Source organism: Streptomyces sp. CA-288835, assembly GCF_050936385.1.
Lineage (GTDB): Bacteria > Actinomycetota > Actinomycetes > Streptomycetales > Streptomycetaceae > Streptomyces.
The window spans coordinates 4,937,617-4,950,084 of record NZ_JBNJMW010000001.1 but is presented as its reverse complement, the minus strand read 5'-3'; the positions used below and the strand labels follow the sequence as shown (position 1 = coordinate 4,950,084).

General features: G+C 70.8%; 10 protein-coding genes. 4 read left to right on the top strand and 6 right to left on the bottom strand.

The features are described 5' to 3' along the window. Positions 1-85: 85 nt before the first annotated feature. A complete protein-coding gene (locus ACQEVY_RS22240) occupies positions 86-763 on the bottom strand; it encodes an SDR family NAD(P)-dependent oxidoreductase (RefSeq protein ID WP_432951143.1) in 678 nt (225 codons plus the stop codon). A gap of 161 nt (positions 764-924) precedes the next feature. Between ACQEVY_RS22240 and ACQEVY_RS22235 the strand changes: the two genes are divergently transcribed. Further along, complete coding sequence (locus ACQEVY_RS22235; RefSeq protein ID WP_432951141.1) at positions 925-1,626, top strand: TetR/AcrR family transcriptional regulator; 702 nt, start codon at positions 925-927, stop codon at positions 1,624-1,626. Between the two features lie 67 nt (positions 1,627-1,693). Here the strand turns inward: ACQEVY_RS22235 and ACQEVY_RS22230 are convergent, their stop codons facing one another. Continuing rightward, the gene (locus tag ACQEVY_RS22230; RefSeq protein ID WP_432955344.1) at positions 1,694-3,043 is read right to left on the bottom strand and encodes a helix-turn-helix domain-containing protein; all 1,350 of its coding nucleotides are present in this window, start codon (positions 3,041-3,043) and stop codon (positions 1,694-1,696) included. Between the two features lie 214 nt (positions 3,044-3,257). On the opposite strand from ACQEVY_RS22230, the gene ACQEVY_RS22225 reads away from it, so the two are divergent. Next, positions 3,258-4,037, top strand: a complete 780-nt coding sequence (locus ACQEVY_RS22225; protein ID WP_432951139.1) for a DUF4232 domain-containing protein — start codon at positions 3,258-3,260, stop codon at positions 4,035-4,037. 102 nt (positions 4,038-4,139) lie between these two features. Here ACQEVY_RS22225 and ACQEVY_RS22220 read toward each other — a convergent pair whose 3' ends face one another. The 4 genes from ACQEVY_RS22220 to ACQEVY_RS22205 form a co-directional block, all read right to left on the bottom strand. Continuing rightward, positions 4,140-4,910, bottom strand: coding sequence for a DUF3105 domain-containing protein (locus tag ACQEVY_RS22220; RefSeq protein WP_432951137.1), 771 nt, complete (start codon positions 4,908-4,910; stop codon positions 4,140-4,142). Between the two features lie 614 nt (positions 4,911-5,524). Beyond that, positions 5,525-6,580, bottom strand: a complete 1,056-nt coding sequence (locus ACQEVY_RS22215) for an ABC transporter ATP-binding protein (RefSeq protein WP_432951135.1) — start codon at positions 6,578-6,580, stop codon at positions 5,525-5,527. 4 nt (positions 6,581-6,584) lie between these two features. Next, positions 6,585-8,108, bottom strand: a complete 1,524-nt coding sequence (locus tag ACQEVY_RS22210) for an ABC transporter permease (RefSeq protein ID WP_432951133.1) — start codon at positions 8,106-8,108, stop codon at positions 6,585-6,587. Positions 8,109-8,149: 41 nt separating this feature from the next. Further along, the gene (locus tag ACQEVY_RS22205) at positions 8,150-9,205 is read right to left on the bottom strand and encodes an iron ABC transporter substrate-binding protein (RefSeq protein ID WP_432951131.1); all 1,056 of its coding nucleotides are present in this window, start codon (positions 9,203-9,205) and stop codon (positions 8,150-8,152) included. A gap of 231 nt (positions 9,206-9,436) precedes the next feature. Here ACQEVY_RS22205 and ACQEVY_RS22200 point away from each other — a divergent pair, with 231 nt between their 5' ends. Together ACQEVY_RS22200 and ACQEVY_RS22195 are read left to right on the top strand one after the other, a co-directional pair. After that, positions 9,437-10,663: an AAA family ATPase gene (locus ACQEVY_RS22200; RefSeq protein WP_432951129.1), complete on the top strand. Its 1,227-nt coding sequence runs from the start codon at positions 9,437-9,439 to the stop codon at positions 10,661-10,663. A gap of 96 nt (positions 10,664-10,759) precedes the next feature. Beyond that, positions 10,760-12,400, top strand: a complete 1,641-nt coding sequence (locus tag ACQEVY_RS22195) for a VWA domain-containing protein (RefSeq protein ID WP_432951127.1) — start codon at positions 10,760-10,762, stop codon at positions 12,398-12,400. Positions 12,401-12,468: the final 68 nt, after the last annotated feature.

The window sequence follows — 12,468 nt, the reverse complement described above, 5'->3', positions numbered from 1 at the left end:
TGTGTGCGGGTGCTGGCCGACAGCCCCGCGCCTCGTGGAGGGCGCGGGGCTGCGTGGCGCAAGCGGCAGGCGACGACGTGCGACGTCAGAGGCTGAAGACGAGTTCGGCCTGGTCGCGCTTGGTGGTGTGCAGGTCCCAGTAGACGGGGGAGATCTGCTCGGGCTTGGCCGCTGGGAAGCCGGGGACGACCGACATGCCGATCGATACGTCGATGCCGATGTGGGCGGCCTGGACGCCGGTGCCGTCCAGCTCCTTGTGCAGGTTGACGGCCCAGTTGCGCAGGGCCGCGGCGGCGGCGTTGACGTTGCCGACCTGCGGCACGGGGTCGATCGAACCGGCGCCGGTGGTGTAGAGCAGGGTGCCAGCGCCCGCCTCACGCATCGCGGGCAGTACCGCCTTGGTGGCGGCGATCGCCCCGTACAGCTGGAACTCCAACTCGTGCTGCACGTGGGCGGGTTCGGTGTCGGCCGGAGTGGTCAGGGTAGTGGAGCCCATGGTTCCCACCGGCGAGTACTCCAGAACGTCGATGCCCCCGAACCGCGCCGCCGCGTCCTTGAGTGCCTGGGTGAGCGCGTCGCGGTCGAGAACGTCCGCGGGGAACGCGGCGGCGATGATGCCCTCGGTGGTCAGCGTGCCGACGAGGCCGTCGAGCTTCTCGCGGTTACGGGAGATCAGGGCGACGTCGAAGCCCTGGGAGCCGAAGGTGCGGGCGATGGCCAGGCCCAGTTGGGGGCCGGCTCCGATGATGGCGATGCTGGTCACAGCGATCCTTTCGTAAGGCGTGATCGTGATAGGGAGTAGCGAGATCAACCTGGATAGGGGTATCCGTTTCCATGCGATGATTCGGATAGGGTTATCCGGTTCGCTGTGGCCACCGTACCACCGAAAATGGATAGGGCGATCCGATTGTTAGGGTGGCCGGCATGACCCCTGGCGCCCAGCACCCCGATAACCCCGAACCCGCCCAGCCCCGGCGCAGCGACGCCGAGCGCAATCGGGAGAGGATCATCGCCGCCGGGCGTACGGTGCTCGGGCGCGACGGACTGAACGCGTCCATGGCTTCCGTGGCGCGCGAGGCCGGAGTGGGGATCGCCACCATCCTGCGTCACTTCCCGGCGAAGGAAGACCTGGTCGCGGCCGTCTTCCTCGACCGTATGGACGCGTACGCCGACGCGGTCGCCACCGCCCTCGACGACCCCGACCCCTGGCACGGTTTCGTCGGCTACATCGAGGCCGCCTGCGCCATGCAGGCCGCCGACTACGGTTTCGCCGACGTCCTGACCATGTCGTTTCCCACCGCCAAGGCTTTGGAGAAGCGTCGCAACGAGGCGTACGAGGCCATGGTGGAACTCATCGACCGCGCCAAGGCCACCGGCCGGCTGCGCGAGGACTTCGACCCCTCGGACCTGGTGCTGATCCACATGGCCAACGCCGGCGTCGTCAACGCCACCGGCGACGCCGCTCCCGACGCCTGGCGCCGCGTCGTCGCCCTGATGATCCAGTCCTTGGAGGCCCCGGCCCGCGGCCCCCTCCCCGACTCACCCGAACACGACGCCCTCTACAAGGCCATGCTCCGCGCCAGCCCCACGGGCAGCACCGCACCGGCGCCGGGGAAACGCGGCTGACCTCAGCTGGGAAGAGCTACTGACCTCGCGGCCGGCGCCGATCAGCCCCCGCGTCTCTGTTGGGCGCTCAGCCGGGAATCTCGGGGTCCTGCAGATCCCGGCCCCACTCGGAGCTTCCGAGGGGACGGGTGTATGCGGGCCGACCCACGTTTCCGCTGGTCCGGAAGGGCTGGCCGTGGTCGTCGACGCGTAGCGTGCCCTGCTGGTCGCCGCTGGACCACTCCAGCTCCAGGTACCAGCTCACGTTGTGCGCGCGGGCGTCCGCGAAGATGTAGAAGACCTCGGGATCGGACTCGCTCACCTTGTACGGGAAGTCGCGCTGACCGGCCCTGGGGGAGACCGCGGGCCGCCCGGCGTCGAGGTTCACACCGAACGCCGTTGTGTCCACGCCGCCACCGCAGCCGACGCCCATCGCGAAGTCGTTCCAGTCGAGCGGCGCGCTCTTCTCCACCACTCGCACATGGAGCTCGTCCAGGACGACGGTGGACTTCCCGGTGCCCTGCACGTTCAGCCTGAGCATCTGCTGCCCGCCGGCGACCCCGCCGAGTGCGGTGACCCACCCGCGCGCTTCGGGCTCAACCGGCGGCGGAGGTACTTGCTCGGGCTTCTTGTCGAGCAGGTAGTGCTGGCTGCACTGGTTTTCCCACTGGTACGGATCGACGGTGACGCGGGGCGCGGTGGCCGTGTCCTCGGCACCGCCGCCGCCCTGGTTCGCACCGGGCCCACCGTTCCGGGAGCCGGCGCCGGAAGCGGAGTCGGACGGGGAAACCGTAGGACTGCCAGTGCGTGAGCGCGACGGCGAGGGCGAACTGCCCTTGTCGCCGGGCGACTTGGAGGCTCCGGGACTCTCGCTAACGGGCGGGGCGCCGGCCCCGACGGACCCCTTCCCGCGCTGGTCGTCCTGGCCTTCGCTCCCGCCGGGCACAAGATTCACCACAAGCGCGACCGACACGAGGGCAGCGGCCACGGCGGCTCCGGCGAGGACGACGGTACGCCGCCGCCGGGCCACGGGGACCTCCGCCAGGTGCGGCCGCTCGACCTCGGGAAAGTCCTGGGCCGTCCCTTCGGATCCGGCCGCTTCGGACCCCGCCGCCCCCTCCGTCGTACGCGCCTGCCGTTCCCCCTCGGCCGTACGCCCCTGCCGCTCATCCTCCGCAGGGACCCCGGCCGCCTTCTGCCTGCGCCGGGCATCCGCGAGAACCCACCGCCGATGCAGCTCCACCAGTTCCTCGGGCGTCGCCTTGCACACCCGCGCGAACCGCTCCACGGGTGCGTAATCCGTCGGTACGGCATCCCCGTTGACGTAACGGTGAAGCGTGGACGCACTCGTGTGCAGCCGCTTCCCGAGCACCCCGTAACTGAGCCCGGACCGCTCCTTCAACCGGCCCAACAGCTCCGAGAATTCGTCCCCCGCCACCATTCCGCCCTCTCTCCACGTCCCGGACCCCCATTCCAGGGGGAGGTCATTCCCCCAGGTCAGAGCTACCGCAAGCGTTCCAGCGTCCCGGATACCCCGGCAGTTGTGGCGGGCGGGACGGATCACCTCACAAGCTTGGGTCATCCAAGCACGCCGCTCCCGGGACCGGGTCGAGCGGCCCATGCCAAGCCACGTACCGCACAGGGGGATTCACATGTCCACACGCTCCAACCGCACCCGCATGCTCGTCGCCGCCGCACTCACGGCCGCCACGTTGACGATGACGGCGTGCAACAACGGCGAGGACGGCAACAACGAAGGGGCGGCCCCGGCGGGATCCGCGTCCACGGCCTCCACCAAGCCTTCCGCGTCTCCGTCGAAGGCGAACGGCGGGACCTCCGCCGGGGCGGGGCAGACCGTCTCGGCTGGCTCGGGATCGGGCTCCGAAGGCTCGACCGGCGGCTCGACCGGCGGCGCGGCCGGTTCGAGCGGCACGACGGGTTCCAAGGGATCGTCGGATTCCGCGAGCGGAACCTCGGGCACCAAGGGCTCGAATGGCTCCAACGACGACTCGGCGTCCGCCCACTCCCGATGCTCCGTCGAGTCCACCCGTACGACCGCCACGGAGGTCTCCCGCCCCCTGAACCACCTCCTCCTCACCGTCACCAACACCGGCGCGGGGAACTGTGACCTGGTCGGCTACCCGGCCGTCCGTTTCGACGAGGCCCAGTCCGTCCCGCCGGCCATCGAGGACTCCAAGCCGCAGGCGGTGGTCACGCTGGCTCCCGGCGAGTCCGGCTACGCGAGCGTCCTTCTCTCGTCCGCGGACGGCAGCGGCTCGGGCGGCTCCACGGTGAAGTCCCTCGCGGTCTACTTCGACCTGGAAGCGAGCGCCGCCGCCCAACCGTCACTCCCCGCGAAGGGCGTGCACATCGATGACTCGCTCCGAGTCTCGTACTGGCAGTCGACCATGGCAGACGCCCTGACCTGGTAACGCGGCAGTACGTCGTACGCGGTGGCCCCGAGCCTGCGGAGGGGGAGGCTCGGGGCCACCGTCAGGTACAGCCGAGTGACGGGTTGCTCGACCCGGCGAGGCCTACGCCGAGATCCCTCCGGTGCAGGCCGCACCCGGCTCAGGCGTCTGGGGCCCCTGGACGTACTTGTCGAAGAACTCATCCACGCGCGGGTCGGACGCCTTCTTGATGTTCAGCTGGTGTCCCCAGGCCGTCAGCGTGATGGGCGACGACTGGCTCTCGTACGGGCTCATCAGGCTGTACGGCGTCCTGGACACCTTGTCCGTCAGCGTCTTCACGTCGGCCTCGGCGGCCTTGTCGTTGTACGTGACCCAGACGGCGCCGTGCTCCAGGGCGTGCACGGCGTTCTCGTCGCGGATCGGCTGTGTGTAGACGTCGGCGTTGCAGTTCTGCCAGGTGGCGTCGTGGTCGCCGCCCGCGGGGGGAGTCATCGGGTAGTCGACCTCGGTGTCGACGTGGTCCTGGCCCAGTTTCTTCCAGCTCTTCTCGCCCTTGACCGGGGCTGCCTGGGCCTGTTCCTTGTCGTTCGCGGCGTTGATCAGATACGCGCCGCCGCCCACCAGACCGGCCAGGATCGCGGTCGCCGCGACGAGCGTGATGATCCGGCTACGGCGCTCCCGAGCGCGTTCGGCACGGCGCTGCTCCTCTATACGGGCGCGGCGGGCGGCGGTCCGCTCCTTGCCCGAGCTCTTGTTCGCGGTCTTGGTGGGGGTCTTGGTCGGGGACTTGGCCGAAGTCTTGGGCGCGGTGTTCTTCGCGGCCTTGTCCGTGGTCTTCGGGTTCTTTGGATTCTTCGGGTTCTTGGGGTTCGTGGATTTGTTGGCGGACGCCATGACGAAGTGCCTCTCGTGCAGGGGAGATCGGCGGATGCCGGTGATCGGGTGCGGTAAGGCATCCGGATCTAGGTCCGCAGCACCTGCAGCATGTGGAGGTCCGGGGGACGAGCCGCCGGTCGGCCCGCGACCGGCGCCGGTTCGGCGGCGGGCCGGGGCTCTACGCGTGCGTGGGTCGCCTGAGGGAGCGGGTGGGATGCCGGCCCTGTCGATGGCGTATCCGCCGCCGCTCGACCCTCGCACTCGTCATGGTCCGGTACGGGACAGAAGTGCTCGCGCGCTTCGGGGCCGCCCAGCGATTGCCACACGTCCGACGGAAGCTGGGCGACTGACGGAACCTGGACGTCCAACGAGCCCCGGACGCCCAGCGCCTCACGCGCATCCTGCGCCGACGAGCTCGCGGCGCCGGTGTGCACCGCCTGGTCATGAGTCCCGTAGCCGACCATCCCCAGCACCGTGACCAGAGCCGCCAACAGGCCAAGGACCACAGACGCCCCCCGCCGCCGGCTCACCGCCACCGAACTGTCGGTGACGCCCCAATCACGACCGGTCGCGCTACCCGAGCGCAAGCTCCCGCGAACACGACGAGCCGCGAACTTGAGCACTCAACTAGCTTAGAGGGCTCCGCCGGGCGGAAAGGCGCGCGCCGCCCCCCGCACCCGCAAGGCGACCTCCTCCCCAACCGCAGGCGGCAGAGCGGCAGGGTCGAAGACCCGCGCCGACACCGGCGTACCGTCCGTCAGGCGCAGGGCCAACACCGCGTCGTGACCGTAGAAGTCGCGCCGCACCACGGTCGCGGTGACCGCGTCGCGGGATCCCGGCGAGACGAGCGTGATCTGTTCGGGCCGTAGCAGAACGCGCGTCGGCCCGTTCGGCGTACCGCCCTCAAACCGGGTGAGGCGCACGGTGCCCAGCGGCGTGCGGGCCCGGTCGCCGTCCAGTACAGCGGGCAGCCACACCGCCTCGCCGACGAACCCGGCCACCCACGGGTCGGCCGGTGATCCGTAGAGGAGTTCCGGCGGGCCACTCTGGACGACCCGGCCGTCCCGCATGACCGCGATCTCCTCGGCCATCGACAGTGCCTCCGCCTGGTCATGGGTGACGAGGACCGCCGTGGCGCCGTCGGCGTGCAGGGCCTGCCAGACGTCCCGTCGTACTTCGGCGCGCAGCGCGGCGTCGAGGGCGTTGAACGGTTCGTCGAGCAGTACGACCGGCGGGCGCGGGGCGAGTGCCCGGGCGACCGCGACGCGCTGCTGCTGCCCGCCGGAGAGATGGTGCGGCATCCGGTCCTCGAAGCCCGCGAGCCCCACCAGCTCAAGCACGGCAGCCGCCCGCCCGGCGCGCCGCGCGGCCCGGCCGAGCCCGTATGCGACATTGCCGAGGACGGACAAGTGCGGGAAGAGCGCGCCCTCTTGGGGCACCACGGCGATCCGCCGCCGCTCCGGCGGCACCGACACGTCGCGGGTGGCGACACGGCGGCCGTCGATACGGATCTCTCCCGCGTCCGGCGCCTCGAAGCCCGCGATGCAGCGCAGCAGCGTCGTCTTGCCCGAGCCGGAGGGTCCGAGGACCGCGAAGAGCGCTCCGGAACGGACGCAGAGGTCCACTCCCGACAGCGCCTGGACGCGGCCGTAAGCCTTGTGGATGCCGGAAATCCGCAGTTCCGCCATGTCATCAGCCGCCCGTCCGCGTGAGGACACCGGTGCGGGCCGACAGCCACCAGGTGGGCACGGAGGCGATGAGCACCAGCAGGGCCGCATAGGGCGCGGCGGCCGCGTACGCGGCGACCGAGGTGTGCTTCCACAGACCGGTGGCGAGCGTGTCCATTCCGGTGGGGCGCAGCAGCAGCGTCGCGGGCAGCTCCTTCATGCAGGTGAGGAAGACCAGTGCGGCGCCGGCGCCGATACCGGGCGCGGCCAGCGGCACGGTCACCGTCCGCAGTACGTACGCCCGGCGCCGTCCGAGCGAACGGGCCACCTCCTCAAGTCCGGGCGGTGCCTGTGCCGCGGCCGCGCCGACGGCCGCGACCGCGAGGGGCAGGAACAGGGCCGCGTACGCGAGCCCCAGCAGCCACACGCTCTGGTAGAGCGGATAGGCCACGTTGATGCCGAAGAACACCAGCGACAGCCCGATGACCAGACCGGGCAGCGCATGCGAGAGATACGCCAGGCGGTCCAGGGCCACGGAGAGCAGCCCGGGAGCGCGGGCGGACAGCAGCCCGACCGGCAGCGCCAGCACCATGGTCAGGGCCGTCCCGAGCAGGGCGACCTGCAGCGAGTTCCCGGCGGCGTCGGCGAGTTCGCCGAGCGACCCGGGCCGTGAGACGCCCTCGCCGAACCACCGGACGAGACTCAAGGCCGGTACGCCGAGCGCCGCTCCGATCACTACGGCGAGCCCGAGTGCGGCCGCCCTGCGCGACCGGCCCAGGCGCAGTCGCGTCGGCGGCCGGGGCGTTCCACCGCCGAGGCGGGCGTAACGGGCCGCACGCCGTCGGCTGAGCTGTTCGGCCAGCAGCACCAGCGCCGTGAGGGCGACGAGGGCCATGGCGAGGACAAGCGCACCGGTCCGGTCGAACCCGAGGTTGATCGAGGTGAAGACGGCCCGGGTGAGGACCTCCACCCGCAGAATCGACACGGCCCCGAAGTCGGACAGCACGTACAGCGCCACGAGCAGCGCGCCCGCCGCCACCGCAGGCCGTACCTCGCGCAGGGTCACACCGACGGTCGTACGCCACGGACCGCGTCCCAGCGACCGGGCCACCTCCTCCTGCGCCGGATCCACCCCGACCAGCGCGGCCGCGACCGGCAGATAGACGTACGGGTACGAGACCAGCGTCAGCACGAGAGCCGCCGCCCAGAACCCCGCGAAGCCGTCCACCGTGGACACCCAGGCGAAGGTCGCGACATAGCTGGGAACCGCCAGCGGAAGCGCGGCGAGCACCCCGAACAGCCGCCGGGCCGGCAGATCGGTGTGGGTGACCAGGAACGCCGCGGCCACGCCCAGAACCGTGCAGGCCACGGTGACGACCGCGGCCAGCGCCACACTCCGTACGACCAGTTCCGCCGTACGCCCGGTGAACAGCTCGCCCGCGATCCGGTCCCCGCCCGCCTCACCGGCCCGTATGCCCAGATAGGCCAGCGGAAGGAGGGCGACGCCGATGGCGAACAGCGCCGCGCAGGCCAATGCCGGTCGCGGCATCAGTCGCCGCGCCCGGCGCAGGACGAGGGTCGGCGTACTGCTCAGACGAGCCCCGATTCCTTGATCATTTCGACGGTGGTGGCCAGGTCGTCCAGGTCGTTGAGGTCGATGTCCGGTGCGTTGAGCGACGACAGCGAGGGCAGGCCGGGGGCGGTGCGGACGCCGTCGATCAGCGGGTACTCGTACGTCTGCTCGGCGAAGTAGGTCTGCGCCTGGTTGCCCAGCAGATAGTCGACGAACTCGCGTACGTCGGGATCGTCGTCGGCCTTGTCCAGTACGCCCACACCGGAGACGTTGACGAGGCTGCCGATGTTCTTGTCCGGGAAGAAGTGGTTCTTCGCCTTGAGGGCCTCGACGGAGGTGCCCTCCTCCTTGGCCAGCTCGTACACGTAGTAGTGGTTGACCAGCCCGGAGGCGAGCTTGCCGGAGTTGACGTCGGCGACGATCGGGGCGTTGCCCTCGCGGATCTGCGCGTCGTTGGCCTTCAGCCCCGCAAGGAACTCCTCGGTCCGCTGGTCGCCGTGCTCCACGCGCATCGCGGTGATGAACGCCTGGAAGGAGCCGTTCGTCGGCGCTATGCCCACCCTGCCCTTCCACTCGGGGTCGGTCAGCTCGAACACGGACTCCGGCAGATCGGCCGCGGCGACCCGGTCGGTGTCGTAGACCATCGTGCGTACGCGGCCCGTCACCCCGACCCACTCGCCGCCCTCGTCCCGATAGGCGGCCGGCACCTTGTCCAGCACCTCGCCGGGCAGCCTGGCGAACAGGCCCTTCCCGGCAACTGCTCCCAGGGCTCCCGCGTCCTGGGCGAGGAAGACGTCCGCCGGGCTCCGGTCGCCCTCTTCCTGCAGCTGGGCGGCCATCTGCGCGGTATCGCCGTAGCGCACCTCGACGGTGATGCCGCTGGCCTTCTGGAAGTCGTCCAGCACCGGCTTGACGAGGTCCTCGCTCCGGCCGCTGTACACGGTGATCTTCTCGTCCGACACCGCTTCCGCCTCGGCCTGCGCGGCGTTCTCCGCCGCACAGCCCGTGGCTCCCAGGGCCAGCAGACCGCCGAGGGCCGACGCCAGCAGGGGCCTCATCCGGGACGTACTCACGATGCCGCTCCTCCGTTGCCGGGCACGCCCGGACCCGTGGTTAGGTCAGGCTAAGCTTCTCGAATCAGGCTAACCACGCAAATGGTGCGCATGCACACTCTTGTACGGCAGTGGGGGTGCCGTACGTGAACGAGTGCGCCCTTGTACGCCGCGATGACGTGCCCTCGTCGTACCGTCGGAGGGAAAGGGCCGTCTCGCGCCCAACAAGGCCTTGTTGTCAGGGAGTTGAAGATGGGCGCACCGGACGTGCAGGAGACGCAGGACGCGCAAGACGCGCAGGACACGGCCGGGAGGCTGCGGGCGATCAGCGCCGAGCTCTCCGACCGTTTCTACGAGCGGGCCGACGTGGTGCGGACGCTGGTGGTGACGCTGCTGGCCGGACAGCACTCCTTAGTGCTCGGGCCACCCGGGACGGCGAAGTCCGAGCTGGCCCGGGAGCTCACGGGCAGGGTCGAGGGGGCGTCGTACTGGGAGATCCTGCTGTCGAAGTTCACCGCGCCGACGCGGATGTTCGGTCCCATCGACGTCGCGGCGCTGGCCCGGGGTGAGTACCGCCAGGTCTACGAAGGCCGCGCCACGACCGCCCACGTCGCGTTCATCGACGAGATCTTCAAGTGCTCCACGGCCGCCCTGAACGAGACGCTGGGCTACCTCAACGAGCGCATTTATCACCCCGAGAACGGCGGCGAGCCGATCCGCTGCCCCCTGATCGGCGCCATCACCGCGAGCAACGAACTGCCCGCCGAAGAGGACGCGGCCGCGATCTACGACCGGCTGCTGGTACGGATCGAGGTCGGGTACCTGGAGGACCCGTCGAACTTCGCCGCGCTGGTACGTTCCGCCGTCAGTCGCCCAGAGGCGCCGGCTCGTACCACCATCGAACTGGCCGCGTTGCAGCACGCCGTGACCGAAGCCGTCCCGGCCGTGGACGTACCGGATGCGATCGTGGACGCGGTCTGCACGCTGCGCGCCGCCCTGCGCCGCAAGGAACTCGTCGCCTCCGACCGCCGCTGGCGGCAGGCGGTGGGCCTGCTCCAGGCGTCCGCGTACCTCGACGGCCGCCCGGCGGTCGCCGAGACCGACCTGTCGGTGCTGACGCACGTGCTGTGGAACTCCCCCGCCGAGCGCCCGACCGTCGAGCGCGAGGTGCTGCACCTCGTCAACCCCGACGCCAAGGAGGCCCTCGACCTCGCCGACACCATCGAGGAACTGGAAGCCCAACTCGACGCCATGGCCGGGCAGTCCCGCGAGGCGCTGAGCGAGTGGGTCATCAAGAAGGCCCACAATCAGCTGGCTATGGCGGGGAAGCGCCTTGAGAAGCTGCGCGAGGAGGCGGCTGGCGCCGGCCGCTCCACCGCCGCCATCGACCGGGTCACGGGACGCCAGCGGGCGGTCCGGGCACGCGTTCTCACGGAGGCGTTGGGGGTGGACGCGAGCATGGTGGAGGCGCAGCTTTGAACACCGCGGGGTGGTGGAGCGGTTGGGCCTGTCCGCTGCCGCTCCCGAGCGGCGCACCTGAACGCCGCGGGGACAAAGACCAGGGGGGCAACGGCCATGGGTGAGACGCCGGGCAGGCTCGACGAGTTGGCGAGCCGGGCTGCGACGTGGCTCGCCCTTTCCGCCGTCGCCCCCGAGCGGCACACCACGGCCGTGGTCGCCGACCGGTTCGACCGCATGACATGGCGTGACACCTACGAGCAGTCGGCCGGACTCCGCGATCTGGCCGAGGAGTTGAAGGAGCGTTACGGCCACACCGCCAGCCACATAGCCAGCCACGCCACCGACTTCACCGCCGACCTCCTGACCGACGCCTTCCTGGCCGCCTACAAGGTCAACCCCCGGTTGCGTGAGCGCGCCGAAATGGACCCCTCCCGGCTGGTCAACCACCAAGCGATCACCGCGCTGTTGGAGTCACCGGAGTTCGCCGAACTGCACCGGGAAACGGCCGGCGATCCCTACGCCGCCGCCATGGCCGTACTCGCCCAAGCCTCCGCCCTGCGCCGGATGCTGGAGCACTCCCGCGACGCCCAGGAACAGGCCGAGCAGGCGAGGAAGGCCCAGCAGGACGCCGACGACGCGGCGACCGCCGTAAGCGAGGCGCTTCAACAGGCCGATGAGGACGGCAAGTTGCCGGCCGACGCCGACGCCGTACAAAAGGTGATCGAGGCGGCCGAGTCCGCCGAGGCCACCGCGCGGCAGGCCGCCCAGACCGCCGCGCAGTCCCTCGCCGCAGCGGCCCCCGGAATCCGTACCACCGCGCGGACCGCGGCCGCGAAGGCCGCCGAAGCCGTACGCGACGAAGCCGCCCTGATGCGTGCATGGGGCGTCGGCCCCGGCCAGCTGGAGCGGATGCCGTACGAGCAGCGGGCCCGGCTCGCCGAGCGGCTGCGCACCAGCCGTCTCGCCGAGTGGGCCGAACTGATCGGCCGCTTCCGGCAGATGGCCGGCGGCGAACGGGCCCGCAAGGTGGAGAACGCCACCGGCGAGCTGGTCGGCGTCACGCTCGGCAACGACCTCTCCCGCGTGATCCCCTCCGAGCTGGCAGGCCTCGGCCTGCCCGCACTGCGTGCCGTGTTCGCCGCGCGCTACGCCGCCGGCGAGCTGATGCTCTACGACAGCCAGGGCGAGCAGACCACCGGCCGGGGCGCCGTCATCGCGTGCGTCGACACCTCGCACTCCATGTACGAGGCCGGGCCCGGCGGCGTCACCAGGGAAGCGTGGGCCAAGGCATGCGCCCTGGCGCTGCTGGACCAGGCCCGCGACGCGGGGCGTGACTTCGTCGGCATCCTGTTCTCCGCCGCCGACAAACTCCGGGTCTTCCGTTTCCCGGCCGACGAGCCCGCCGACGTGGCCCGCGTCCTCGACTTCGCGGAAACCTTCCTCGGCGGCGGCACCAGCTACCAGAGGCCGCTGTCGGCGGCCGGCGAACTGCTGGAGGAGGAGTTCAACGACGCCGCCCGCATGCGCGGCGACATCGTGATGCTCACCGACGACGACTGCGGCGTCACCGAGGAATGGATGCGCGGCTGGAACGACGCCAAGCACCGGCTGGGCTTCCGTGTCTTCGGCGTGGCCATCGGCGCCCCACGCGTAGCCGAAGCCGACTCGGTCCTGGACGCCCTGTGCGACAACCTCCGCGCCATCGAGGACCTCACCGACGTCCACGCTGCCGCCGACCTCTTCCGCGTGATCTGACCCGTCCGCCTCCCTCGCACCCCGACAGTCGGTATACGGGGAGGTGGCCCAGTGGCCCCTTCATGCGT